This window comes from Nocardioides sp. zg-1228 (assembly GCF_017086465.1).
GTDB lineage: Bacteria > Actinomycetota > Actinomycetes > Propionibacteriales > Nocardioidaceae > Nocardioides.
In genome coordinates, this window is record NZ_CP070961.1 from 3598262 (window position 1) to 3623139 (window position 24878).

Genomic DNA, 24878 nt, shown 5'->3' on the forward strand with positions numbered 1-24878 from the left:
GGGTGCCACCCTAGGTCGGCGACGACCCGCGTCGCGGCTCAGGCCTCGACGCGCTGGGCGGTGCGCCACACGGCGTCCCAGCCCGGCGCGAGCGCGGCCGCGCGGCGGGCGGCCAGCACGAGGCTGGCCTCGCGCGCGATCCCCTTGCCGGCGATGTCGAACGCGGTGCCGTGGTCCACCGAGACGCGCACGACGGGCAGCCCCACGGTGATGTTGACGCCGTCGTCGCCGTAGACCGCCTTGAACGGCGCGTGGCCCTGGTCGTGGTAGCAGACCACGACGAGCTCCCACTTGCCCTGGACGGCCTGCGGGATCAGGGCGTCGGCCGGCAGCGGGCCGACGGCGGCGATGCCGCGCTCCTGGGCCCGGCGCACGGCCGGCTCGAGGACGTCGGCGTCCTCGTCGCCGAAGAGCCGGTTCTCGCCGGCGTGGGGGTTGAGCCCCGCGACGCCGATGGGGGTGCCGGGTCGCCCGAGGGCGTCGGCGAAGGCCGAGACCAGGTCGAGCACGTCGTCGGTGCGCTGCGGCGTGATGCCGGCGATCGCCTGCTGCAGCGAGACGTGGGTGGTGAGGTGGAAGAAGTAGAGGTCGCCGGCCGACAGGACGAGGGAGAAGTTGTCGACGCCGAACTGCTCGGCGAGCAGCTCGGTGTGACCGGGGTACTTGTGGCCGCCCGCGTGCATGGCCGCCTTGTTGAGCGGCGCGGTGACGATGCCGTCGATCTCGCCGGCCTTGGCGAGGTCGCACGCCGCCACCACGAACCGGTAGGACCCGTCGCCGGCCACGGCGCTGAGCTCGCCGATCGGGACCTCGGGCATCGGCTCGCCGATCTGCACGACCTCCACGAGGCCGGGGTCGTTGGTCGCGTCTCCGGCGCGTTCGAGGGTGACGATCACGTCGGGGTCGACGCCGACGTACGGCGCGGCGCGGCGCAGGGCACCGGCGTCGCCCACCACGACCGGGACGCACTCCTCGCGGAGGTCGGGGTGCTCGAGCAGCGTGCGCAGGGTGATCTCCGGGCCGATGCCGGCGACGTCGCCCAGGGTGAGGCCGAGGACGGGCAGGGTCCCCGGGGTGGGGGCGGGGGTGCTGGTGGACGTGCTCATGAGGGGGCTCCTTGGGTGACGCGTACGGCGTCGATCAGCTGGACGAGGGTCGAGGAGGTGCCGAAGCCGCCGGCCTTGGTCGCGATCGGCAGCCCGTCGTGCGGGCCGCCGACGAGGGTCCCGGCGGGCACGCCCTCGACGGGGGCGTCGGCGACGTTGATGCCGGTGGCACCGAGGGCGAGGAGGGTCTGGGCGGCGCCGTCTCCGCCGACGAGGACCAGCAGGCCGTGGCGTCCCCCGGCGAGCGCGTCGACCGCCTGCCGGGCGAGCTCACGCGCCTGACGGACCGCGGAGCCGTCCTCGCGCTCCGACGGGGTGACGAGCAGGTCGACGCCGAGGCGCTCGGTGTCGGCGCGCAGCGCCTCGACCTGCCTGCGGGCCGCCTCGTGCAGGGAGGAGACGACGACGAGCGCGGACGCGTCCGCCGCGATGGCGACGGGGCGCCGCTGCGGCTCGGGGCCGTCCTGCCAGGTGCGGGCGAGGGCGATGGCAAGGCCTGCCGAGCCCACGGGGATCGCGTCGGGACCGATCTCGTCGATCGCGGCGGCGAGGGCGTCGAGGTCGGCCTGGTCGCGCGCGTCGACGACCACGACGTCGTGGTCACGGGCGGCCTCGCGTACGGCCGCGACGAGGTCGTGCCCCGTCGCGCGGACGGAGCCGGGGACGAGGCGCGTGAGCTCGGACTCGGTCACCGGGGTGACCGGGTCGGAGCCGGCGGGGCCCTCGTGCACGGGCCGCCCCTCCACGAGCACGTGGCCGTCCTCGACGGAGCGGCCCATGGCGGGGTAGGCGGGGCAGAGCACCGCGAACGCCCCGGGCCGGGCGCGCCGCCGCCCGCGCACCGCGCCGCGTACCTGCTCGGCGACGGTGCCCCGCACGGTGGAGTCGATCTTGAGGTAGAGCCGGTCCCCCGCGAGGTCGGCGACGGCCTGGGCGGTCACCTCGGCGGCGCGCGGGTCGCGTCGCGTGTCCAGCGTGACGGCCACGGCGTCCTCGTCGGGCGTACGCGTCCACCCGCCGCTGAGCGACAGCAGCGACGACCACCCGGACCGGGCGAACGACACGACGGTGTCGCTCGCCCCTGTCAGGTCGTCGGCGAGGATGAGGACCTTCACAACTGGGGTTCCTTGACCCCGAGGTCCATCTCGTCGATCCGGTCGATCTCCTCCTCGGTGAGCAGGCCGCCCTCGCGCTTGAGGGCCAGGGAGGCGAGCAGCGGCGCCAGGATCGCGGTCACCAGGACCGATGCGGCGACCTGGGCGGTCGCGGTCTCCACGTAGGGCTGGAACGACGGGTCGGCCATGCCGATGATCGCCGGGGTCGCGATGGCGTTGCCCGCGGTGGTGCCCGCGGCGAAGCCGATGCCGGAGCGGTAGCCGCGGCGCAGCACGAAGCGGTAGCCGATGTAGACCAGCAGGCCGGTGAACGGCGCGACCACCAGACCCACGACGAGGCCGGAGAGGCCGCCCTTGACGATGTTGTTGAGGTCGATGCCGGTGCCCAGCGCCAGGGCGAAGAACGGGATCACGATGGCGGGGGTGGGCCGCAGCACCTCGCGCCAGTGCGGGTTGAGGTTGCCGACCAGCATGCCGAGCAGGAACGGGATCACCGCGGCGACCATCGCCGAGACGGGGATGTCGGCCAGGCCGGAGGCGCCGAGGAACAGCATCGAGAAGAACGGGCCGTCGTTGAGCGCGGAGGCGATGTAGGCGCCACGGTCACGCTTGTCGCCGTAGCGACCGGTGAACGCCAGCCAGAGGCCGCCGTTGCTGTTGTCGACGGCGACGAGCAGGGCGAGGATCGACACGCCCAGGATGCCGTCGAGGCCCACGAGCTGCCCGAGCAGGATCACCAGCGTGGCGGGGATGATGCTCTTGAAGATCAGCACGACGCCCGCGGTGGCGAGCACCGGCCCGCTGGTCTTGATCGTGACCTGGGTGCCGGTCGCGAAGATCAGCAGCGCGATCAGGGGCAGCGCGCTCTGCTGGAACAGGGCGGTCGTGAAGGAGCCCATCTCCAGGAAGCCCATCGCGAACGTGCCCAGCAGCGAGCCGATGATCAGCGGGATCAGCATCAGCCCGCCGGGGATGCGGTTCATCATCTGGTAGAGCGGGACGATCTCGCGGTCGGGCTCGCGGTCGTGGGAGACGTCGGTCATGTCAGGTCACACACCTCGGGAAAGTTGTCCGTACAACTTGTACGTACAGGTAGTGGAGCACGCCGGGTCGGTCGTGTCAACCGTCACAAGACGGCTGCGAGACGGCGGCAAGACGCGCCCGCCGCGAGGTGGGGGCGCGCGTTGGGGCCGCGGCGTTGGGCCGTACGCCGTGGGCGGGAGCCGGCACCGCTACGCGTGGCTGGTGCCGCCGCCGAGGGCCGCGGCGGCCGACTTGGTGGCCCAGTCCGACACCTGGAGGCCGTTGCAACCCCCTCCCAGTGTCGGAGTCCCCGCTCGAGCGGGGACTCCGACATGCACGCCCGGCACGAGATCCCCCGAGGCAGGGCGGGCGACTCGCCGGGCGGCTACGCCGTCCGGGGACCGCCGGCGCGTCGCTCGAGCATGAGCTGGCGCTCGACGTCGGCGAAGCCGAGGCGGCGGTAGACGCCGATGGCCTCCCCGTCGTCGTCGGCGACGATCACCAGCGTGCGAGCACCGAGCCGGTCGAGGGCGTACCGCCCCGCCGCATGGACGGCCGCGGCGGCCAGGCCCTTGCGCCGGTGCTCGGGGTGCGTCTCGACGCTCTGGAAGCGGGCCACGCCCTCCTCGGTGGTGAAGGCGGCTGCGGTGCTGACGACCTCGCCGTCGACGAAGACGCCGAACCGCGCGCCCCGACCGGCCGTCGCGAGCAGCTGCTCCTGGACGTTGCGCCCGCGCGCGAAGCGCAGGTGCGACTCCTCGTCGTCGCGGTCCTCGATCGCATAGCTCAGGCGCGCCCGGCTCTCCCAGTCCTCCTCGGACTGCAGCGCTCGGACCTCGGCGCCCACCTCGTCCACCTCGCGCGGGGCCACGAGGTCGGTCGCGGTGAGCACCGACGCGACGTCGACCACGAGCCCGGCAGCCTCGAACGCCGCGCGCGCCTCGGGCGTGAGGTCGGGCCGGTCGATGCCGATGCTGACGTGGCCCGCCTCGGGGAACTCGGTGCGGAACGCCGCCACCACCTCCCGCTCGCCGCCGGGCACGGGAGCCTCGGCGAGGAGCAGGAAGTTGCCCCAGTAGTAGGTCGGGTTGGCCGGGGTGCGGACCACGAGGTGGGTGCCGCGGTCCTCCACGGTGCTGCCGGAGGCGGTCAGGAGGGCGAGGTCGGTGCGGAAGCCGAGCGAACTGACGTGCATGGGTGCACGTTAGAGGTTGTCCGCGCTCGTGTCGGGTTCGGCGGTGGTGGACGGCGAGGCACCCCGGCGCGGGTCGGCGGCCGGATCCCACCGCCAGTCGCGCACCTCGGGCAGGTCGTCGCCGTGCTCGCGCGTCCACTGGCGGGCGCGGCGGCGGGTGTCGGCCATCAGCTGGTGCACGGAGGCGGCCCGCTGACCGAGCCCGGGCACGCGGTCGATGACGTCCATGACCAGGTGGTAGCGGTCGGTGTCGTTCATCATCACCATGTCGAACGGCGTGGTGGTCGTGCCCTCCTCCTTGTAGCCGCGGACGTGGATGTTGTCGTGGTTGGTGCGCCGGTAGGTCAGCCGGTGGATGAGCCAGGGATAGCCGTGGTAGGCGAAGATCACCGGCTTGTCGGTGGTGAACAACGTGTCGAAGTCGCGCCCGCTCAGGCCGTGCGGGTGCTCGCGCTCGTCCTGCAGCCGCATCAGGTCGACGACGTTGACGAAGCGCACGCGCAGCTCGGGGAGGTGCTCGCGGAGGAGGGAGACCGCGGCCAGCGCCTCGACGGTGGGCACGTCGCCCGCCGCCGCCACGACCACGTCGGGCTCGCCGTCGTCGTTCGAGGCCCAGTCCCAGATGCCGAGCCCGCGCGCGCAGTGCAGGTCGGCCTGCTCGGCGTCGAGCCAGTCGAAGGTGGGCTGCTTGCCGGCGACGACGACGTTGACGTAGTGCTCGCTCTCGAAGCAGTGCGACATCGTCGAGAGCAGGGTGTTGGCGTCCGGCGGCAGGTAGACGCGCACGACCTCGGCCTTCTTGTTGACCACGTGGTCGATGAAGCCGGGGTCCTGGTGGGAGAAGCCGTTGTGGTCCTGGCGCCACACGTGCGAGCTCAGCAGGTAGTTGAGGCTCGCGATGCGCGGGCGCCACTCGATCTCGCGGGTGGTCTTGAGCCACTTCGCGTGCTGGTTGAGCATCGAGTCGACGATGTGGATGAACGCCTCGTAGCAGCTGAACAGCCCGTGCCGGCCGGTGAGCAGGTAGCCCTCCAGCCAGCCCTGGCAGGTGTGCTCGGAGAGGATCTCCAGCACGCGGCCGGAGTGGGCGAGGTGCTCGTCGACGGGGAGGATGTCGGCAGCCCAGACCTTGTCGGTGACCTCGTAGACGGCGTCGAGGCGGTTGGATGCGGTCTCGTCAGGGCCGAAGATGCGGAAGTTGGTGTCGTTGTCGCGCACCACGCCGACGAGCCACTGCCCGAGCACGCGGGTCGGCTCGTGGATGGACCCGCCAGGCCGCTCCACCCCGACGGCGGACGTACGCCAGTCGGGCAGGCGGAGCGGACGCTTGAGCAGTCCGCCGTTGGCGTGCGGGTTGGCGCTCATCCTCCGGTTGCCGGACGGCGCCAGGGCGCGCACCGCCTCGACGGGCGTGCCCTCGGAGTCGAAGAGCTCGTCGGGACGGTAGGAGCGCAGCCACTCCTCGAGCTGCGCGCGGTGGGCGTCGTTCTCGCGGGTGCCGGCGAGCGGCACCTGGTGGGCCCGCCAGGTGCCCTCGACCTGCTTGCCGTCGACCTCCCGGGGACCGGTCCAGCCCTTCGGCGTGACGAGCAGGATCATCGGCCACGGCCGCCGCTCGACGTCGCCGTCCTCGCGGGCGGCGCGCCAGATCTCGCGGATCATGTCGTGCGCCTCGTCCATCGCGGCGGCCATCTGGCGGTGCACGTCGGCCGGATCGTCGCCTTCGACGGTGATCACGTGGTGACCGAAGCCGCGCAGCAGGCTCTCGAGCTCGTCGCGGTGGATGCGCGCGGGGACGGTGGGGTTGGCGATCTTCCAGCCGTTGAGGCTCAGGATCGGCAGCACCGCGCCGTCATGGACGGGGTCGACGAACTTGTTGCCGTGCCAGCTCGTCGCCAGCGGGCCGGTCTCGAACTCTCCGTCGCCGACCACCGCGGTCACCACGAGGTCGGGGTTGTCCATCGCGGCGCCGTAGGCGTGGGAGAGCACGTAGCCGAGCTCGCCGCCCTCGTGGATCGAGCCGGGCGTCTCGGGGGCGACGTGGCTCGGGATGCCCCCGGGGAAGGAGAACTGGCGGAACAGCCGGGACATCCCACTGCGGTCCTCACCGATCGCCGGGTAGACCTCGGAGTAGGTGCCCTCGAGCCAGGCGTTGGCCACCGCAGCCGGGCCGCCGTGGCCGGGCCCGCACAGGATGATCGCCTCGACGTCGCGCTCGCGGATCAGCCGGTTGAGGTGCGTCCACACGAGGTTGAGCCCGGGGGTGGTGCCCCAGTGGCCCAGCAGCCGTGGCTTGATGTCCTCTCGCTCGAGGGGGCGCTCGAGCAGCGGGTTGTCGAGCAGGTAGATCTGCCCGACGGAGAGGTAGTTGGCCGCGCGGAACCAGAGGTCGAGATCCTGGACCTGCTCGTCGGTGAGGGTAGCCATGCTCCTTCGTACCGGAAATGCGCGCGGGTGCACACCCCCGTCGGCCCTGACCTTCGGCCCGGTCCGGTGGGTCAGTCGCGCAGCGGGAGGTAGGGCGACAGGTCGGTCCGCTCGCCGCTCGCGGCCACGGCGCCGGAGTCGAGCGCCTCGGCCCAGGTCGTACGCCCGGTGGCCACGGCCAGCCAGGTGTCGGCGTCGGTCTCGACGACCGCCGGCGGCGTGCCGCGCGTGTGCCGCACGCCGGGCACGACCTGGACCGCGGCGTAGGGCGGCACCCGGACCTCGACGGAGCGGCCCGGGGCGCGCACCTCGAGGACCGCGAGGTAGTGCTTGACGAGCGCCCGGGTGTCACCCGCGGCCTCCGCCGTGGCGAGCTGGTCGGGCGTGAGGACCTTCAGTCGGGCAGGCACGGGCCGAGGCTAGACGGCAACCATGCAGGCAGTTGGCGCGAGGTCGCCCCGTGCCGAGCGGGGCGCAGCGGCGGCGCGGCGCGAACTGCCTGCATGGTGCTCGCCGAGCAGGTCAGCCGATGGTGTCGAGCACCCGCACACAGGCGGCCCACGCGTCGCTGTCGGTGTCGATGACGCCGAAGTGGCCGCCGGTGACCTCGACGAGCCTCGCCTCGGCGCCTGCCGCGGTCGCCGCCGCCACGTAGGCCTCGGCCTGGCTGAACGGGACGGTGTCGTCGTCGCGCGCGTGCACCGCCCACACCGGGACGTCGAGCGGCACCTGGGCCAGCGGGTCGGCCTGCTCGTAGGCCGCCTCGTCCGGATCGCCGAGGAACGCCGTCGCGGCTCCGTCGCCGAGGCGGTCCGCGAGCGCCGAGCGGAGGTCGAGCACCCCGGCCTGGCTCACGACGTGGGTCAGTGCCGGGCCGTTCGCCCAGCGCCCGAAGCGGGTGCGCGCCCCCGCCCACGTGGCGAGGTGGCCACCCGCGGAATGGCCCAGCGTGACGACGGGGCCGCGGGCGTGGGCCGCGACCGCGCCGATGGCCGCATGGACGTCGTCGAGGGTCTCGGGGAAGCCCCCGCCGTTGCCGACGCGGCGGTACTCGACGTTGGCCGCCGACCAGCCGCGCGCTGCCAGGTCCTCGGCCAACGGGGCGCCGTAGTCGGCGCCGTACCGGGCCTTCCAGAAGCCACCGTGGATCACGACGACCAGTCCGCGGCCCTCGCCCGCCGGGACGTGGAGGTCGACCCACTGGCTGGGGTCGGGGCCGTAGGTGATCCGCTCGGGTCCGCTGGGCACGTCGTCCACCCTGCCGGACGACTCTTCGCCACAGCCGACGAGGGTGGCGGACACGCCGACCGCGCTCGCCCCGAGCAGCACGGCCCGCCGCGCCCACGGGTGCGGGCACCCCACGCCTCCACGAGCGCGTCGACCTCGCGCAGCAGCTCGGCCGCCTCGTCGTCGGTGAGCTTGAGGGCGTGGTCGGACAGCGCGAACACCCCGCTCCCCTCCGGGTGGGTGGTGTCGAAGGAGCGCTCGATGACGTGGTGGCCCCAGGCCTCCTTGGTGCGGCGATCGCGCCGAGGGCGGCCCGACCGCCGGGCGCCTTCTCGAGCTGTCCCAGCCGCACCGTGTAGCCGTCCGGGGCGGCGCGGCGCCACACGCGATCGCGCCGGTCGCGGGCCTCCTCGGGCGCCTCCTCGACCAGGCCGTACTTGGCGAGCTGGCGCAGGTGGAAGCTCGCCTGGTTGGCCGGGATGCCGAGCTCCCGGGCGACGTCGGCCGCGCGTACCGACCCCGACGCCTCGATCTCGTCGAGGATCCGCCCGCGCACCGGGTGGGCCAGCGCGCGCAGGACGCGGGGGTCGTCGAGGCGGCCTACCTCGGCGGCCTCTGCGCGACGCTGCTGCCGGCGGGCGTGCTCGCCGACCGCGCAGATCGGCCAGGTCTCCACCGCCGCAGGGGTCGGCGGCATCCTCGGCGCGGCGATCGCGCCGAGCCTGATCCACCGGATGCCGACGGGCCGGCTGACCGTGCTGATCGGGTGGATGTGCTGCCTGCCCCTGGTGCCGCTGGCGGTGTCGTCGAGCGTGTGGACCGCCTGCGCCTGCACCTTCCTCCTGCTGCTGCTCAACCCCGTCGGCAACGCCGGCATCAGCTCCTACCGGATGGCCGTGCCCCCCCGACCACCTCCAGGGCCGGGGGTCGTCGACCAGCCAGTTCGTCTCGATGTCGGTGATGCCGCTGGCCCCTCACCTCGAGCCGCTCCATCCGATCGGTGCCCCGGCCGTCCGAGTGGGCCCTCGAGGGCAAGCCCGCCCTTGCTGCCTAGCGCCCCCCGGCGGCGCGGGAGAAGCGGGCGCCCACCTCGGCCACCCGCTCGGCCAGGTCGGCCGGCGACTCGACCGTGAACTCGGCGCCGCGGCCGGCCAGCACCATGACCGGCCAGCCCAGGTCGTCGACGTTCATCTCCAGCACGCAGCCCTCGCCGTCGGGGGTGACGGTGCCCCACCGCCCGACCTGCGCGGCGAGGTCGTCGGCCGGCATCGCCACCCGCGCGCGTACGGCGTGGCGCTGGGGCATCCGCCGGATGCCCTGCTGCACGAAGGCGAGCGCGTCCTCGGCCGGCAGGTCGCGCGGACGGAACCGCTGGCCGGTGGGCTCGGGATCGGTGACCCGGTCGAGCCGGAAGCTGCGCCAGTCGCCGCGGTCGCGGTCGTAGGCCACGAGGTACCACCGCCGACCGAGCGAGACCAGCCGCAACGGCTCGACGCGGCGGTGGGTCACCTCGGCCTCGTGGGCGGCGTAGTCGAAGTGCAGCAGCTCGCTGTCGCGGCAGGCCTGGGCGAGGGTGGTGAGCACGGTCGCGTCGACGACGGGCGCCCCCTCCCACGGACCCGGCGTCTCGGTCTGCGAGGCGACCGCGTCCATCTGCCGACGCAGCCGCGGAGGCATCAGGGACAGCACCTTGGAGAGGGCCTGCACCGACCAGTCGTCGGTCCCGCCCACCGCGCCCACCGCGGCCGTGCGGAGGCCGACGGCGATCGCGACGGCCTCCTCGTCCTCGAGCAGCAGCGGCGGCAGCGAGGCGCCGGCGCGCAGCTGGTAGCCGCCGGCCGCCCCGCGCACCGCGTCGACGGTGTAGCCGAGCTCGCGCAGCCGGTCGACGTCGCGCCGGACGGTCCGCGGGCTCACCTCGAGCCGCTCGGACAGCTCCGGGCCCGGCCAGTAGCGGTGGGTCTGGAGCAGGGACAGCAGCCGCAGCATCCGCTCGCTCGTGCTCATGGATCCAGATTAGTCCGATTGCGGACAGCAACTGGCCGCATGCGTTCCTAGCGTGGTGTCATGACTCACCACCACACCGGACCGGCGATCGTGACCCGTGGCCTGACGCGCCACTTCACCTCGCGCAAGCACACGGTCGAGGCCGTCCAGGACCTCGACCTCGAGATCGGGCAGGGCGAGCTGGTCGCCTTCCTCGGCCCCAACGGGGCGGGCAAGTCGACCACGCTCCGCATGCTCACCACGCTCATCGCCCCGACCGCGGGCTCGGCGAGCGTCGCCGGGCACGACGTCGTGAGCGCCCAGCGCGACGTACGCCGCGCCATCGGCTTCGTCGGCCAGGGCAACGGCGCCGGGCACCGCCAGCTCGGCCGCGACGAGCTCGTCAGCCAGGGCCGGGCGCACGGCCTCTCGCGCGCCGACGCCCGTCGCCGGGCCGAGGAGCTCGTCGAGGAGCTCGACCTCGCCGCGGTCGCCGACCGCAAGGTCTCCTCCCTCTCGGGCGGGCAGCGGCGTCGGCTCGACATCGCGATGGGGCTGGTCCACCTGCCCCGCGTGCTCTTCCTCGACGAGCCCTCCACCGGGCTCGACCCGCAGAACCGGGCCAACCTTCAGGAGCTCGTGAGGCGCCTGCACGCCGAGAGCGGCAGCACCGTCGTGCTCACCACCCACTACCTCGAGGAGGCCGACGCGCTCGCCGGCCGGGTGATCGTGGTCGACCACGGTCGGATGATCGCCGACGACACCGCCGCCCGGCTCAAGAGCGGGCTCGGCGACCTGGTGCGCCTGGGCTTCGGGTCGCCCGCCGACTCGGCCCGGGCCTCCGCCCGGCTGGAACGGGTCCCCGACGCCCGCGTCGAGATCGGCGCCGACGGCGTGGACCTGCGGGTCAAGGACGGCTCCGCCATGGTCGGCGACCTGCTCGCCGACCTGGCCGCCGACGGCGTCGCGCCGCTGCGGGTGGAGGTCGCCCGACCGACCCTCGACGACGTCTTCCTCGACCTCACCGGGCGCAGCCTGCGCGAGACCCAGTCCACCCCCGGCGCGGACGCCGCGTCCGCCCAGACCGAGAGCGAGGTCGCGGCATGAGCGCGTTCCTGTCCGACACCGTCAACGTGATGAACCGCGAGCTCAGGCCGGTCTGGCGCGAGCCGATGGCCGTCGTCTTCGCGATGATCCAGCCGCTGGTCTTCCTGGGCCTCTTCGCACCGCTCCTGCCGGAGATGGCCGACGGCTCGGCGCTGCAGTGGTTCGTGCCCGGCATCGTCGCGATGACCGCGCTGATGGGTGCCTCGTTCACCGGGGCCAACCTGATGGAGGAGATGCAGTCCGGCTCGCACGAGCGCCAGCTGGTCTCCCCGCTCAGCCGCCCGGCGCTGCTGGTCGGGCGGGCGCTCAAGGAGGTCGTGCCGATGCTGATGCAGGTCGCGATCATCGTCGCGGTCGTGACACCGTTCAGCTTCGACCTGCACCTCGCGGGCGCGCTGGCGGCGGCGCTGGTGCTGTCGGTCTTCAGCGTCGGCGTCGGCTCGCTGTCGTTCGCCCTCGCGCTCGCCTCGAAGGGACAGGACTGGATGTTCTGGACCGTCCAGCAGACGCTGCTGTTCCCGGCGCTGCTCACGGCCGGCGTGCTGCTGCCGGTGGACGGCGCGCCCCGGTGGCTCGAGGTGGTCTCGCAGCTCAACCCGATGACGTACGTCGTCGACGCGGTGCGCGCGCTCTTCGCGGGCACCTTCCCCGCCGACGTCGTCGGCCAGGGTGTCGCAGGTGCGGCCCTCGTCGCCGCCCTCGGCCTCTGGGTGGGCGTCCGCGCGATGCGCCGCTCGAGCTGACCCCCAGCTTCTCCCTCCCTCCGCGCCGGGCCGGGTGCTGGGGGGTGGGTGGGTGGGTCAGGAGCCGAGGGCCGCGGGAAGCGTGGCCCGCCAGGCGGCCTTGGCCTCGGCCACGGGCAGGTCGAAGACCCCCTCGACCGAGAGGGTGTCGCCGCCGGTGCGCCCGAGGGGCGTGAGGGGCACGCCGTGGCGCTGCGCCGTCGAGGCCAGCGCGTCGGCCTGCTCGTCGGTCACGGTGACCACGGCCCTGGCCGTGGACTCGGAGAAGAGCGCCACGAAGGCGTCGTCGGCGACGCCCGCGAGTGAGACCGACACCCCGATGCCGTGCGCGAACGTCGACTCGGCCAGCGCCTGGGCGAGGCCGCCGTCGGAGAGGTCGTGGGCGCTGGTGACGACGCCGTCGCGGGCGGCGTCCTGCAGCAGCGCGGCGAGCGCCTGCTCGGCGGCGAGGTCGATCGCAGGCGGCATCCCACCGAGGTGGCCGTGCACGACGTGGGCCCACTCGGAGCCGGACAGCTCCTCGCGGGTCTCGCCGAGCAGGAAGACCCGTTCGCCGGCCGCGCCGAAGCCGGTGGGCGTACGCCGGGTGACGTCGTCGATGACCCCGAGGACCGCGACGACCGGCGTGGGCAGGATCGCGGTCTCGCCGGTCTGGTTGTAGAGGCTGACGTTGCCGCCGGTCACCGGGATACCGAGCTCGAGGCAGGCGTCCTTGAGGCCGCGGCAGGCCTCGGCGAACTGCCACATCACCGCGGGGTCCTCGGGTGAGCCGAAGTTGAGGCAGTCGGAGACCGCCAGCGGGCGCGCGCCGCCCGTGGCGACGTTGCGGTAGGACTCCGCCAGGGCCAGCTGCGCACCGGTGTAGGGGTCGAGCTTGGCGAAGCGGCCGTTGCAGTCGGTCGAGACCGAGACCCCTAGGTTGGTGTCGGCGTCGACGCGCACCATGCCGGAGTCGGCCGGCTGCGCGAGCACCGTGTTGCCCTGGACGTAGCGGTCGTACTGGTCGGTGATCCACGACTTGTCGCACAGGTTGGGCGAGGCCACGAGCCTGAGCAGCGTCGCGCGGAGGTCGTCGCCGCTCGAGGGCCTCGGCAGCGCCTCCGCGCCGTCGGCCTGCAGCGCGTCCTGCCACGCGGGGCGGGCGTAGGGCCGCTGGTAGGTCGGGCCGTCGTGGGCCACCGACCGCGGGGGTACGTCGACCACGCGCTCGCCGTGCCAGTCGATGTGCAGGCGGCCGGTGTCGGTCACCTCGCCGATCACGACGGCCTCGACGTCCCACTTCGCGCAGATCGCCATGAACGCCTCGACGTCGGCGGGCTCGACGACCGCCATCATCCGCTCCTGCGATTCGCTCATCAAGATCTCCTCCGGCGCGAGCGTCGAGTCGCGGAGGGGGACGCGGTCGAGCTCGACGTGCATGCCGCCGTCGCCGGCCGAGGCCAGCTCGGAGGTGGCGCACGAGAGCCCGGCGCCGCCGAGGTCCTGGATGCCGGCGATCACCCCGGCGGCGAAGAGCTCGAGCGTGCACTCGATGAGCAGCTTCTCCATGAAGGGGTCGCCGACCTGCACGCTCGGCCGCTTTGCGGGCCCGGTCGCGTCGAACGTCTCGCTGGCGAGCACCGAGACGCCTCCGATGCCGTCGCCTCCGGTGCGCGCCCCGTAGAGCACCACCTGGTTGCCGGCGCCCGACGCCTTGGCGAGGTGGAGGTCCTCGTGGCGGAGCACGCCGACGCAGAGCGCGTTGACCAGGGGGTTGCCGGCGTAGGTCTCGTCGAAGACCGCCTCACCGCCGATGTTGGGCAGGCCGAGGCAGTTGCCGTAGCCGCCGACACCCGCCACGATCCCGGGCAGCACCCGGGCGGTGTCGGGGGCGTCGAGCGGGCCGAAGCGCAGCGGATCCATCACCGCGACCGGGCGGGCGCCCATCGCGAGGATGTCGCGCACGATGCCGCCGACACCGGTGGCCGCACCCTGGTAGGGCTCGACGAACGACGGGTGGTTGTGGCTCTCGACCTTGAAGGTCACCGCGTAGCCCTGACCGATGTCGAGCACTCCGGCGTTCTCGCCGATGCCGGCCAGCATCGTGCCGACGGGCGTCTCCTGCGGGATCTCGCCGAACTGCTTGAGGTGCACCTTGGTGGACTTGTAGGAGCAGTGCTCGCTCCACATCACGCTGTACATCGCCAGCTCGGAGCTCGTCGGGCGCCGGCCGAGGATCTCGCGGATCCGGGCGTACTCGTCGGCCTTGAGGCCCAGGTCGGCCCATGGCTGCTCGCGCTCGGCGTCGGTGGCCGCGAGGGCAACCGTGTCGAGGGTGGCGGTCGCGCCGGACGTCGTGAGACCGGCCTTCTCGGGGGCAGCGGGCAGCGGGGCGGCGCTCGTGTCGGGCACGGCGTCAATCTACCGGCGCGCGGCCCCGGCACCGCTCTCGGGAGCCGCCTCGTGGACGACGCGTACGGCCTGCCTCCGCTCGGCGGCCGGCTGGCCCGTCCGACCGTCGGCCGCGGCGTCGAGCTCGGCGTCGAGCTCCTCGTCCTGCTCCGGGCCCTCGGCGTCGTCGTGCGCGTCGTCCCGCCCGTCGTCCTGGCCGTCGTCCTGGGCGTCGTCGCGGCGGGCGCCGTCGCGCGAGCGGCCGGCGGGCTGGCCGTCGCGTGCGGCGGCGCGCTCTGCCTTGCGGGCGGCCCGCTCGGCGCGCTTCTGCTCCAGCGCCGCGCGCTTGGCCTCGCGCAACGCCTCCTTCTCGCGGGCGGCGCGCGCCGCGGCCTCCTCGGCGGCGGTCCTCTCCGGCTTCGGGCCCGGCATCCGGGCGGGTCCGCCGCGCCCGCTCGCCATCCCGCGCGACATCGTGCCTGCGCGGGCGGCCATCGCGCCGCCGCCCATGGCGCCCACGGGCGGCGTGCCGAGCGGCGGGCGTTCGGACCTGCCCCGTCCGGCAGCGGCGGCAGCACCGCTGGCCGCGAGCGGCGCGAGGGCGGCCGCGGAGACGCCCGTGAGGTCGGGCACCGTCACCGCGACGGGGGTCAGCGGCGGCAGGGCGGCGACGCCCCCGGCCCCCGCCTGCGAGGAGCCGGGCACGGAGGTCGACGGCGTCGCGACGAGGGTGCCGACACCCGACACCTCCCCTCCCGCACCGTCGAACACCGGGAAGCTGCCGCCGGTGAGCGGGAGCAGCTCGGTGCGGACCGTGACCAGCTCGGCGCGCGCCGCGCGAAGCCGGGCGCTCTCCTGGTCGAGCGCAGCGGCCAGTCGGCGCCGGATGTCGGCGGCCTCGGCCTGGCCGTGGGTGACCCTGCCGCGCTCCTCGTCCTCCGAGGGCCTGAAGACCAGGTGCCGCGATTCTCCGACGACCTCGTGGGGGACGTCCGCGACGGTCGTCCACGCCTGGTCGAGCTCCTTCTGCGACGAGGCGAGGAGACCCGCGGACGCGCGCAGCGAGTCGGCGATCCGCTCGGCCAGGGTGGTGAAGTGGTCGAGGTGCGCGAGCACCTGCCGGCGGTGCTCCTCGTAGCTCTCGGCGGCCGCCGCGTCCCATCCCTCGGTGGCGCGGCGCGCGGCCTCGACCAGCTCGTCCCCGCGGCGGGCCACCAGGGCGCCGACCTCGGTCCACCGCTGGGCGGCGGCCTCGAGCGGCATGACGTCGGCGCGCAGCTCCCACGGGTGGGCCGGCACGGTCATCGACCTCCCGGACCGGGCATCAGGCCGAACGGGCCCTCCCCCAGCAGCTGGGCTGCGCGCTCGAGCTCGGCGGCCACGCCGTCGTCGGCCCGGGTCGCGTCGCGCGCGGCGTCGACCAGTCCGGCGACGCCGACCTCGAGGGCACCGGACAGCGAGCCGAGCACCTCGTCGGCGTCGGCCAGCGCGTCGGCGTAGGACGCGGCGAGGTTGGCGGTGCCCGTCGCGTCACCCAGCGCCGCGCAGGCACCCGACAGCTCGGGCAGCGCGACGGCCCAGTCGTGCCTCATGGCGTCGAGGATGCGCTCGGAGGAGCCCGCCAGCTCGACCAGCCTGGCCGGCTCGACCTGCATCAGGGACCGCTTGCCGGGTGCGCTCACCCTGACGAGGTACCCGCGCCACTGGGGGCCAAAACGCGCCCCGACCCCGGCTGTGGACGGAACGTTCCGGCGGCCGGGTGAGTTTCGCGGCGGCCTGCCAGGGGAACGTCTGCCTCACCACCCCACAGCCCTGCAGGAGCCGCGATGAACGCCGTCATGACCGTCGACCTCTCCGAGCTCGACGCCTGGTCCGCGCAGGTGCAGCGCGCCAGCGACGACCTCAGCGGGATCGCCCGCAACGGCGGCGCCAGCCTCGTGCAGACCGACTTCGGCCCGATCCTCGAGACGATGATGGGTGCCTACAACGCCTTGCTGCCCTCGGTGCACCAGTCGCTGGAGGACAACGGTCGCGGCATGGCCGACCACGCCGAGGCGCTGCGGGCCACCGCCCGCGACTTCACGCTGACCGAGGACGGCGTCGTACGCCGCCACCGCGCGTCGGGCGTCGACGGCCGCGACGGGTCGAGCAGCTTCTGGGACGTCGCCGACACCACCATCAAGCGCGCCGCCGCGACCGAGACGAGCCTGCCGCAGGTCAGCTTCGGCTTCCCCTACGACACCGTGTGCGACCTGGTGCGCATGCTGACCGGCTTCGACATCCGCGCCGAGCTGGCCGAGAAGATCGGTGGCGACGTGGTCGGCGCCTCCACCCAGGGATCGTCCTTCGGCGCCCTGGGCCAGTCGATGAGGGGCGTCTCGGCCAACCTGCAGAGCGGCGGGAGCACCATCTCGCAGACGTGGCAGGGCGGGGCGTCCGACGCGGCCATCGCCCAGATCGGCACCTGGGTCGGCTCGCTCGACACCCAGGCCGGGCAGCTCATCCAGATGGGCCAGACCGTCGTGCAGGTCTGCCGCGACGCCTGGCAGACCGCGCTGTCGGTCGTGCAGTGCGTGAAGTCGGCGGTGCAGACCGTCTCGGCCGCGCTCGCGACGATGAGCATCCCCGGTGTCGGCTGGGCGCGCGTGGTGCAGGCGGTGTTCCAGGCCTTCCAGGCGGTGATGAAGGCCTTCCGCACGTTGATGAAGCTCATCGACATCCTCAAGCAGGTCGAGTCACTCATCTCGTCGGTCAAGCGGTTCTTCGACGGCGACCGGGCGCCGGCCTCCACTGCCGGCGGCCCGATGTCGAGCGGTGCGCCCAGCAGCATCGTGCGCGACCCCGAGACGGTCGCCACGCCCACGATCGGCAAGCACCGCGCGGTGGTCGCGGCGCCCGCCGCGCCGGCGTAGCCTCCCGCGCATGAGGGCACCCCGATGAGCACCGACCCCCGGAGCCAGGAGGAGATCCTGGCCGCGATCAGCGCCGCCCGCGACGACCTCACCTCGAGCCTGGCCGACCTGCAGGCGACCGTCGAGGAGCTCGACGCGCGCCCGCTGCTCACCGACGAGGAGAGGAAGGCGCTCGAGGAGCAGGCCGAGTCGGGGGAGCTGGGCGACGACATGCGCACGCTCGTGGAGAAGATCCGCGGCGGCGAGGACACCTGGGAGCGGGTGTTCTCCGGCGAGTCCCCCCACGGCGCCCTCCTGCAGGGCCACCTCGCGACGATGATCGACGAGCACCAGGAGGACATCGCGCTCGCGTTCGAGGAGCTCGTCGAGGCCGAGGAGGCCAAGGGCAACTTCCTCCTCGACGACGTCCCCACCTCCGACTGAGGCTGCTCCCTGCCGCGGCCGACGGTTCTCAGCCAGGCAGGGATGAGAACTACAGCGCTGTACTTCGGTGGAACGTCTGTTACCGGTGTGACAGGTGTGATTCCGTGGGTAGCCCGCCCGCGCCACGCCCTTCCCCGCAGCTGGAGTCACCCATGCGCCGCCCCCGCCCCATCCGCACCCTCGCCCGGACCGCCACCGCCGCCCTCGCGCTGCTGGTCGTCGCCCCACTCCTCGGCACGGCGCCTGCCGCGGCCGAGGAGCCGACGCAGGCGCGCGCGCTCGCCTCGCAGCGCCAGATCGCCCTCGCGACGCCCGGCGACTTCACCGGCTACGGCTTCGACCAGTGCGTCGCGCCGAGCCAGTCGGCCATGGACACCTGGTGGAAGAAGTCGCCGTTCACCGCCGTGGGGATCTACATCTCCGGCGACTCCCGCGCCTGTCGTGCCCAGCCCCACCTCAGCCCGACCTGGGTGGCCGCCCAGGTCGCCCGCGGCTGGCGGCTGCTGCCCATCGCGCTCGGCCCCCAGGCGTCCTGCCAGCCGCGCTTCCCGCGCTACAAGGACGACTTCAGGATCTCCCCCGCCCCGGCCGGCGGATATGCCGCGGCGGCCGCGCAGGGGGCGGCGGAGGCGGACAAGAACGCCGCCGACGCGGCGGCGTACGGCATCGGCCCGGGCAGCACCCTCTGGTACGACCTCGAGGGGTTCGACCTCGCCAACACCCACTGCCGCGAGTCGGCGCTCGTCTTCACGAGCGGGTGGGTCACCCGGATCAAGGCGCTCGGCTACGTCGCCGGCTTCTACTCCAGCGCCAGCTCGGGCATCAAGATGCTCGACGACGCCCGGACGCAGCGCCCGGGGCAGTACGCCCTCCCCGATCGCATCTGGATCGCCCGGTGGGACGGCGCCGCCAACACCTCCACGACCTACATCCCCGAGGATGGCTGGCGCCCGGGCGGGCGGATGAAGCAGTACCGCGGCGGCCACGACGAGACGTGGGGCGGGGTGACCATCAACATCGACAGCAACTTCATCGACCTGGGCGCCGGGTCCCAGCCGCGGCCCGAGGGCCGTTGCCCCGGCACGCGGCTCGGCTACTGGAAGTACCCCGCCCTCTCCCCCGGCAAGGCCAAGCCCACGCGGGTCAAGGTGCTCCAGTGCCTGCTCACCGAGCGGGGCACCTACTCCGGCCCCGTCGACGGCTCGTACGACGCCGCCACCGTCGCCGCCGCCCGCGCCTGGCAGGCCTCGCGCCGGTTCGCCCCCAGCGACACCTTCACCCAGCGGCACTGGACCGCGCTCCTCGCCGCCGGGTCGCGTACGACGCTCAAGCGCGGCTCCACCGGCGAGTCGGTCCACCGGCTCCAGCGGGCGCTCAACGCGGCCGGGGCCGGACGCTTCCGGGCCACCGGCGTGTTCGACGCCAAGACCGAGGCCGCGGTGCGGACCTACCAGTCCCGGCTCCGGATCGGGGTCTCCGGGGTCGCCACGCGCCAGACCTGGAACAAGCTCCAGCAGGGGCGCTGACGCGGCTGCTCAAGCGGTGACAGACCCGCTCAACACGTCGGATCCGACGTGTTGAGCGGGGACGTGACCGCTTGAGCCCGGCCGAACGCGAGGAAACGCGGGGCGGCAGGGTCAGACCGGAGGGCCGATGACGAGCGCGACGCCGGTCAGGCCGAGCACCGCGACGAGACCCACCGCGGCACCCTGGGCGGGACGACGGACCAGCCAGGAGGTGAGCCGCTCGACGATGCCGGCGGGCGACTCGGCGCGCAGGCGCCAGGAGTCGCTGAGCAGGCCGGCGCGCTCGGCGTAGCGCTCGAACGGCACCGTCGCGAACGGCGGCACCGCCGCGCCCAGGCCGAGCGCGAGCCGGCTGAGCGGCCACTTCTGGTCGACCGCCAGCAGCACGGTGACCAGGCAGTAGGCGATGAACACCACGCCGTGGACCATGCCGAAGACCTGCACACCGAGCTCGGTCGTGTCGGTGACGTACTTGAGGAACATGCCCGTCAGCAGCAGCGCCCAGGTGATCGCCTCGGCGAGTGCGACGTAGCGGTAGAGCCTGCGGGGGGCGAGCTGGTCGTTCATGCGAATGCCTTTTCAGCGAGCGAGGTGAAGAAGCCGAGCCCGTCGGTGCCCGGACCGGTGAGGTCCTCGACCGCGTGCTCGGGGTGTGGCATGAGCCCGACGACGTTGCCGCGTTCGTTGGAGATGCCGGCGATGTCGCGCAGCGAGCCGTTGGGGTTGTCGCCGAGGTAGCGCGCGACCACCCGGCCGTCGCCGTCGAGCCGGTCGAGGGTGTCATCGTCGGCGACGAAGCCGCCCTCGCCGTTCTTGAGCACGATCGTGACCTCGGCGCCCTCGGCGTAGGCCGAGGTCCACGGGGTGTCGACGCGCTCGATGCGCAGCCGCTGGTCGCGGCAGACGAACTTGCGGTGGTCGTTGCGGATGAGCGCGCCGGGCAGCAGGTGCGACTCGCAGAGGATCTGGAAGCCGTTGCAGATGCCGAGCACCGGCATGCCCCGGCCCGCGGCCTCGATGACGGACGTCATCACCGGCGCGAAGCGGGAGATCGCGCCGCAGCGGAGGTAGTCGCCGTAGGAGAAGCCGCCGGGCAGCACGACCGCGTCGACGGCCTTGAGGTCGTGGTCGCCGTGCCACAGCGCGACGGCCTCGTTGCCGCCGATCGTGACGGCGCGACGCGCGTCGACGTCGTCGAGCGAACCGGGGAAGGTGACGACGCCGACCTTCATCGGCCGACCCCGCGCGCGACCTCGGCCACGGAGTGCTCCTCGACGTGGACCTCGAAGTCCTCGATCACCGGGTTGGACAGCAGCGTCCCGGCGACGCGCTCGATCTCCGCGAGCACCGCGTCGGTGATCTCGCCCTCGACCTGCAGCTCGAACCGCTTGCCCTGGCGGACGTCGGTGACGAGGTCGAAGCCCAGGCGGGGAAGCGCACCGAGCACCGCCTTGCCCTGGGGGTCGAGGATCTCGGGCTTGGGCATGACGTCGACGACGACTCTGGCCACGGGGGCGCTCCTGGAGACAGGTGGACTGGCACCGTCGATTCTAGTGATCCGCTGGGCACCTGCACCCGGCGGGCATGACGGTGGACCGAGCGGGTACGCCACGGGTGTCGGCGCGACGCGCGAGAGGAGCTCACATGGCACGGATCGGCATCTCCGGCTGGCGCTACGCCGGCTGGCGCACGCACTTCTACCCGCCCGGGCTCCCCCAGCGCCTCGAGCTGTCCTACGTCGGCGAGCGGCTGGGCAGCGTGGAGGTCAACGGCTCCTTCTACTCGCTGCAGCGCCCCTCGAGCTGGCACGCATGGGGCGAGCAGGTGCCCGACGACTTCGTGTTCGCCGTCAAGGGACCCCGCTTCGTCACCCACATGAAGAAGTTGGTCGACGTCGAGGCGCCGCTGGGCACCTTCCTGGCCTCCGGCGTGCTGTCGCTCGGCGAGCGGCTGGGCCCGCTGCTGTGGCAGCTGCCGCCCAACCTCGGCTTCCACCCCGACCGCCTGGCCGCGTTCTTCGACCTGCTGCCGCGCACCACCGCCGCCGCGTCGTCGTACGCCGCTGCGCACCATGACCCCGACAAGCTCAAGGAGCCCGCCGACACCGCGTGCCCGGTCGACCGGCCGCTACGCCACGTGCTCGAGGTGCGGCACCGGTCGTTCCGCACGCCGGAGTTCTGCGAGCTGCTGCGCGCGCACGGGATCGGGATGGTCGTGGCCGACTCCGCCGGCACGTGGCCGATGTTCGACGAGGTGACCAGCGACGTCGTGTACGTGCGCCTGCACGGCGACACCGAGCTCTACGCGAGCGGCTACTCCGACGAGGCCCTCGACCGCTGGGAGCAGAAGGTACGCGGGTGGGAGGCCGACAATCGCGAGGTATTCGTCTACTTCGACAACGACGCCAAGGTGCACGCGCCGTTCGACGCGATCGCGCTCCAGGAGCGGCTGTCCGGCCCCGCGGCGCCGTGATGGTTCATCAAGGTATGCAGACCAACCCGCACCTCCCTGCGTCAATTCACCGCGGGAACTGCCGGTTCGCCGACATACCTTGATGAACCGACGGCGGGGAGCAGGCCGGCGTACGTCACTCCTGGCGGCGGAGCGCCACGATGAGCAACGCGACGCCCAGGCCGGCGAGGAGCGGGCCGATGATGGCCCACACGCTCTGGTCGGTCATCGCGCTGCCCTTGAGGTAGCCCAGGCCCTGGAAGGTCCAGATCGCGCCCGTGATGAGCATGAGGACGCCGAGGGCGATGCCGAGGGCGCGCATCAGGCGAGCTCCCGCTTCAGGATCTTGCCCGTGGCCGTCATCGGCAGGGCGTCGACGAACTCGACGATGCGGGGGTACTTGTAGGCAGCCATCTGCTCCTTGCTCCATTCGACGAGCTCGTCCTCGGTCACCGTGGCGCCCTCCTTGCGGATGACGACGGCCTTGATCTCCTCGCCGTGGCTCTCGTGGGGGACGCCGATCACGGCCGCGAGCGAGACGTCGGGGTGCGTCAGCAGCACCTCCTCGACCTCGCGGGGATAGACGTTGTAGCCGCCGCGGATGATCATGTCCTTGGACCGGTCGACGATGTAGTACCAGCCGTCGGCGTCCTTGCGGCCCAGGTCGCCGGAGCGGAACCAGCCGTCCACGATCGCCTCCGCCGTCGCGTCGGGGCGCCCGTGGTAGCCCTTCATCACGTTGGGGCCCTTGATCGCGATCTCGCCCACGACGTCGTCGCCGTCGAGGTCCTCGCGCACCCCAGGCACGGGGTTGATCAGCTTCATCTCGACGCCGGGGATCGGCGTGCCGATCGACCCGACGCGCACCGGCTCGCCCCACACCGAGAAGCTCGCGACCGGCGAGGTCTCCGAGAGGCCGTAGCCCTCGAGGATGGTCACGCCGAAGCGGTGCTCGAACTCCTTGTGCACCTCCACCGGTAGCGCCGACCCGCCGGCGACCGCCACGCGTACGTGGTCGGCGATCGTCGTCACGTCGACGCCCGAGCCGTCGAGCGCACCGAGGAGGCCCCAGTACATCGTCGGGACGCCGGCGAAGAACGTCACGCCCTCCTGCTCCATCAGCGCGAGCGCCGGCCCGGGCTCGAAGCGCGGCAGCAGCACCACGGTGCCGCCGAAGGCGAACCCGGCGTTCATGATCACGGTCTGGCCGAAGGAGTGGAAGAGCGGCAGGACGCACAGGAGGGTGTCGGGGCGGTCGGCGTCGGCGCCGAAGAGCGCGTCGCTGACCAGCGCGTTGGAGATCATGTTGCGGTGCGTCAGCTCGGCGCCCTTGGGCTGGCCGGTGGTGCCCGAGGTGTAGAGGATGACGGCGGTGTCGTCGCCGTCGACCTGGCGGGTCTCGAAGACCGGCGACTGCCCCTTCAGCGCCCGGCCCAGCGTCTCGACGCCCTCGATGGGCGACGCGGCCGCCGGGTCCGCGGTGATCAGGAGGAAGTGCTCGCACCCCTCGGCCTGCTCGAAGCCGGCGTGGCCCTCGGCGCCGATCGGCAGCTCGGGCGTGCCCTGGAAGCAGACGTAGGCCGTCGCGTCCGAGTCGTCGAGGTGGTACGCCACCTCCCGCGCCTTGAGCAGCACGTTGAGCGGCACGACGCTCGCGCCGGCCTTGAGGATGCCGTGGTAGACGATCGGGAACCACGGCAGGTTGGGGCAGCTCAGCGCCACCTTGTCGCCGGGCTCGATGCCGCGCGAGACCAGCAGGTTGGCCACCTGGTTGGCGGCCGCGTCGACCTGGGCGTAGGTCAGCCGGGTGTCACCCAGCACGACTGCCGTGCGGTCGGGGTGGGCCGCGGCGGTGCCTTCGAGGAGCGAGGAGAGGTTGGCCATGGCGCCAACCTACTCAGCGCCCGTGAGCCGCGTCACCCGCCCGAGAGCTGGGCGATGCGGTGCCCGGCGGTGCGCAGGTCGGCCGCGATCGCGCGCCCCGCCAGCAGGCCCGAGCTGCGCGCAGCGACGCCGTAGAGGCCGTCGCCGGTGACCTCTCCCTCGGCCACGACGCGACATCCCTCGCGGGTGCCGGTGAAGCGCAGGTGCAGCGTCGCCTCGACCCCGCGCCAGGTGCCGCGCTCGGCCCACCACCGGAACGGAACGAACGCGGTGACCACCAGGCTCGGGCGCACCCCGACCACCGTCAGCTCGGTCCACGACTGGCCGAGGTGGGGCTCCTCGTCCTCCGGCACGTCGGTGGAGAGCAGGCTCGACTGCCACTCCGGACGCCGCCGCGGGTCGACGAGGTAGGCGAACGCCTGCTCCGCCGAGTGCGGGAGCTCGACGGTCGCGGTGAAGCGGCGCGTCGTCAGAACGACTCCCCGGTCAACAGCTCGTAGGCCTCGACGTAGCGGGCACGGGTGCGCTCCACGACCGCCTCCGGCAGCGGCGGCGGCGCCTCGCCGGAGGCGCGGTCCCAGCCCGACTCGCCGGTGAGCCAGTCGCGCACGATCTGCTTGTCGTACGACGACTGGGCGCGCCCGGGCTGCCACGCGTCGGCCGGCCAGAAGCGGGAGCTGTCGGGCGTGAGCACCTCGTCGGCGAGGATCGTGGCGCCGCCCTCGGCGGCGGGCCGTCGGCCGAACTCCAGCTTGGTGTCGGCCACGATGATGCCGCGCTCCTGCGCGACGGCGTGGGCCGTGCGGTAGACCTCCATGGTCAGCATCCGCAGCTCGGCGGCGGCGTCGTCGCCGACCGCCTCGACCACGGCCCGGTAGTCGACGTTCTCGTCGTGGTCGCCGAGGTCGGCCTTGGTCGCGGGGGTGAAGATCGGCTCGGGCAGCCGGCTGCCGTCCTGCAGGCCGGCGGGCAGCGCGATGCCGCACACCTCGCCGGTGCGGGCGTAGTCGAGCAGCCCCGACCCGGTGAGGTAGCCGCGTGCCACGCACTCGACCGGGAACATGTCGAGCTGCTCGCAGACCACGGCGCGGCCCGCGACGGCGGCGGGCACGTCGGTGGACACCACGTGGTTGCCCACCAGCCCGGAGAGCCGGTCGAACCACCACAGCGACATCCGGGTGAGGATCTCGCCCTTGTCGGGGATGGTGGTGTCGAGGACGAAGTCGTAGGCCGAGATGCGGTCGCTGGCCACCATGAGCAGCCGACCCTCGTGCTCGCCGGAGTCGATGCGGTAGAGGTCGCGGACCTTGCCGGAGTGCAGGTGCGTGGTGCCCTCGATCGCGGGGGCTGCGGGGATCTCGGGCTCGGCCACGCGCCGAGCCT

Annotated in this window: 24 protein-coding genes; 6 read left to right on the forward strand and 18 right to left on the reverse strand. The window is 73.2% G+C overall.

Annotated features, from left to right (window positions below):
• Nucleotides 1-38: 38 nt before the first annotated feature.
• The 8 genes from pdxA to JX575_RS17365 form a co-directional block, all read right to left on the reverse strand.
• Nucleotides 39-1106 (reverse strand): 4-hydroxythreonine-4-phosphate dehydrogenase PdxA, encoded by a 1068-nt coding sequence (pdxA, locus tag JX575_RS17325; protein ID WP_186339302.1) that lies wholly within the window; start codon nucleotides 1104-1106, stop codon nucleotides 39-41.
• On the reverse strand, nucleotides 1103-2221 hold the full coding sequence (locus tag JX575_RS17330) for a four-carbon acid sugar kinase family protein (protein WP_186339303.1): 1119 nt from the start codon (nucleotides 2219-2221) through the stop codon (nucleotides 1103-1105). The genes pdxA and JX575_RS17330 overlap by 4 nt, the downstream gene beginning before the upstream one ends.
• On the reverse strand, nucleotides 2218-3264 hold the full coding sequence (locus JX575_RS17335) for a 2-keto-3-deoxygluconate permease (RefSeq protein ID WP_186339304.1): 1047 nt from the start codon (nucleotides 3262-3264) through the stop codon (nucleotides 2218-2220). Before JX575_RS17335 ends, JX575_RS17330 begins: the two co-directional genes overlap by 4 nt.
• A 365-nt stretch (nucleotides 3265-3629) precedes the next feature.
• Nucleotides 3630-4439, reverse strand: a complete 810-nt coding sequence (locus tag JX575_RS17340; RefSeq protein ID WP_186339305.1) for a GNAT family N-acetyltransferase — start codon at nucleotides 4437-4439, stop codon at nucleotides 3630-3632.
• A 9-nt stretch (nucleotides 4440-4448) separates the two neighbouring features.
• On the reverse strand, nucleotides 4449-6866 hold the full coding sequence (locus tag JX575_RS17345) for a phosphoketolase family protein (RefSeq protein WP_186339306.1): 2418 nt from the start codon (nucleotides 6864-6866) through the stop codon (nucleotides 4449-4451).
• A 71-nt stretch (nucleotides 6867-6937) separates the two neighbouring features.
• Nucleotides 6938-7276: a sterol carrier family protein gene (locus tag JX575_RS17350; RefSeq protein ID WP_186339307.1), complete on the reverse strand. Its 339-nt coding sequence runs from the start codon at nucleotides 7274-7276 to the stop codon at nucleotides 6938-6940.
• A gap of 112 nt (nucleotides 7277-7388) precedes the next feature.
• Nucleotides 7389-8114 (reverse strand): prolyl oligopeptidase family serine peptidase, encoded by a 726-nt coding sequence (locus tag JX575_RS17355; RefSeq protein ID WP_206054437.1) that lies wholly within the window; start codon nucleotides 8112-8114, stop codon nucleotides 7389-7391.
• A 1029-nt stretch (nucleotides 8115-9143) separates the two neighbouring features.
• On the reverse strand, nucleotides 9144-10100 hold the full coding sequence (locus JX575_RS17365; RefSeq protein ID WP_206054438.1) for a YafY family protein: 957 nt from the start codon (nucleotides 10098-10100) through the stop codon (nucleotides 9144-9146).
• Between the two features lie 60 nt (nucleotides 10101-10160).
• Between JX575_RS17365 and JX575_RS17370 the strand changes: the two genes are divergently transcribed.
• Nucleotides 10161-11186: an ATP-binding cassette domain-containing protein gene (locus JX575_RS17370; protein WP_186339309.1), complete on the forward strand. Its 1026-nt coding sequence runs from the start codon at nucleotides 10161-10163 to the stop codon at nucleotides 11184-11186.
• The gene (locus JX575_RS17375; RefSeq protein ID WP_186339310.1) at nucleotides 11183-11929 is read left to right on the forward strand and encodes an ABC transporter permease; all 747 of its coding nucleotides are present in this window, start codon (nucleotides 11183-11185) and stop codon (nucleotides 11927-11929) included. The genes JX575_RS17370 and JX575_RS17375 overlap by 4 nt, the downstream gene beginning before the upstream one ends.
• Nucleotides 11930-11986: 57 nt before the next feature.
• Here JX575_RS17375 and purL read toward each other — a convergent pair whose 3' ends face one another.
• Genes purL through JX575_RS17390 form a run of 3 tightly spaced genes read right to left on the reverse strand, consistent with a single transcriptional unit; the run spans nucleotide 11987 to nucleotide 15981 of the window.
• Entirely contained in the window at nucleotides 11987-14296 is a 2310-nt protein-coding gene (gene purL, locus JX575_RS17380; RefSeq protein ID WP_186340315.1) for a phosphoribosylformylglycinamidine synthase subunit PurL, read from the reverse strand.
• A gap of 33 nt (nucleotides 14297-14329) precedes the next feature.
• Complete coding sequence (locus JX575_RS17385) at nucleotides 14330-15604, reverse strand: hypothetical protein (RefSeq protein WP_186339311.1); 1275 nt, start codon at nucleotides 15602-15604, stop codon at nucleotides 14330-14332.
• A complete protein-coding gene (locus JX575_RS17390; protein WP_186339312.1) occupies nucleotides 15601-15981 on the reverse strand; it encodes a hypothetical protein in 381 nt (126 codons plus the stop codon). Before JX575_RS17390 ends, JX575_RS17385 begins: the two co-directional genes overlap by 4 nt.
• A 144-nt stretch (nucleotides 15982-16125) precedes the next feature.
• Between JX575_RS17390 and JX575_RS17395 the strand changes: the two genes are divergently transcribed.
• The 3 genes from JX575_RS17395 to JX575_RS17405 all read left to right on the forward strand — a co-directional run bounded on the left by JX575_RS17395 (nucleotide 16126) and on the right by JX575_RS17405 (nucleotide 19160).
• Nucleotides 16126-17211, forward strand: a complete 1086-nt coding sequence (locus JX575_RS17395) for a type VII secretion target (protein WP_186339313.1) — start codon at nucleotides 16126-16128, stop codon at nucleotides 17209-17211.
• 24 nt (nucleotides 17212-17235) lie between these two features.
• Nucleotides 17236-17634 (forward strand): hypothetical protein, encoded by a 399-nt coding sequence (locus JX575_RS17400; RefSeq protein ID WP_186339314.1) that lies wholly within the window; start codon nucleotides 17236-17238, stop codon nucleotides 17632-17634.
• Between the two features lie 152 nt (nucleotides 17635-17786).
• Nucleotides 17787-19160 carry a glycoside hydrolase domain-containing protein gene (locus JX575_RS17405; RefSeq protein ID WP_186339315.1) on the forward strand — a complete coding sequence of 458 codons (1374 nt, stop codon included), beginning with the start codon at nucleotides 17787-17789 and terminating at the stop codon, nucleotides 19158-19160.
• Between the two features lie 111 nt (nucleotides 19161-19271).
• On the opposite strand, the gene JX575_RS17410 is transcribed toward JX575_RS17405, so the two are convergent.
• Genes JX575_RS17410 through purS form a run of 3 tightly spaced genes read right to left on the reverse strand, consistent with a single transcriptional unit; the run spans nucleotide 19272 to nucleotide 20670 of the window.
• On the reverse strand, nucleotides 19272-19727 hold the full coding sequence (locus JX575_RS17410) for a DUF3817 domain-containing protein (protein ID WP_186339316.1): 456 nt from the start codon (nucleotides 19725-19727) through the stop codon (nucleotides 19272-19274).
• Nucleotides 19724-20392, reverse strand: a complete 669-nt coding sequence (gene purQ, locus JX575_RS17415; RefSeq protein ID WP_186339317.1) for a phosphoribosylformylglycinamidine synthase subunit PurQ — start codon at nucleotides 20390-20392, stop codon at nucleotides 19724-19726. The genes JX575_RS17410 and purQ overlap by 4 nt, the downstream gene beginning before the upstream one ends.
• Nucleotides 20389-20670, reverse strand: a complete 282-nt coding sequence (gene purS / locus JX575_RS17420; RefSeq protein ID WP_186339318.1) for a phosphoribosylformylglycinamidine synthase subunit PurS — start codon at nucleotides 20668-20670, stop codon at nucleotides 20389-20391. Before purS ends, purQ begins: the two co-directional genes overlap by 4 nt.
• A gap of 134 nt (nucleotides 20671-20804) precedes the next feature.
• Here purS and JX575_RS17425 point away from each other — a divergent pair, with 134 nt between their 5' ends.
• The gene (locus tag JX575_RS17425) at nucleotides 20805-21632 is read left to right on the forward strand and encodes a DUF72 domain-containing protein (RefSeq protein ID WP_186339319.1); all 828 of its coding nucleotides are present in this window, start codon (nucleotides 20805-20807) and stop codon (nucleotides 21630-21632) included.
• A 115-nt stretch (nucleotides 21633-21747) separates the two neighbouring features.
• On the opposite strand, the gene JX575_RS17430 is transcribed toward JX575_RS17425, so the two are convergent.
• The 4 genes from JX575_RS17430 to JX575_RS17445 are packed head-to-tail and all read right to left on the reverse strand — an operon-like array spanning nucleotide 21748 to nucleotide 24867.
• Nucleotides 21748-21933, reverse strand: coding sequence for a hypothetical protein (locus JX575_RS17430; protein ID WP_186339320.1), 186 nt, complete (start codon nucleotides 21931-21933; stop codon nucleotides 21748-21750).
• On the reverse strand, nucleotides 21933-23495 hold the full coding sequence (locus tag JX575_RS17435; protein WP_186339321.1) for a long-chain fatty acid--CoA ligase: 1563 nt from the start codon (nucleotides 23493-23495) through the stop codon (nucleotides 21933-21935). Before JX575_RS17435 ends, JX575_RS17430 begins: the two co-directional genes overlap by 1 nt.
• Nucleotides 23496-23527: 32 nt before the next feature.
• Nucleotides 23528-24076, reverse strand: a complete 549-nt coding sequence (locus JX575_RS19730) for an SRPBCC family protein (protein WP_241005459.1) — start codon at nucleotides 24074-24076, stop codon at nucleotides 23528-23530.
• Nucleotides 23965-24867 carry a phosphoribosylaminoimidazolesuccinocarboxamide synthase gene (locus JX575_RS17445; RefSeq protein ID WP_186339322.1) on the reverse strand — a complete coding sequence of 301 codons (903 nt, stop codon included), beginning with the start codon at nucleotides 24865-24867 and terminating at the stop codon, nucleotides 23965-23967. Before JX575_RS17445 ends, JX575_RS19730 begins: the two co-directional genes overlap by 112 nt.
• Between the last annotated feature and the right edge of the window lie 11 nt (nucleotides 24868-24878).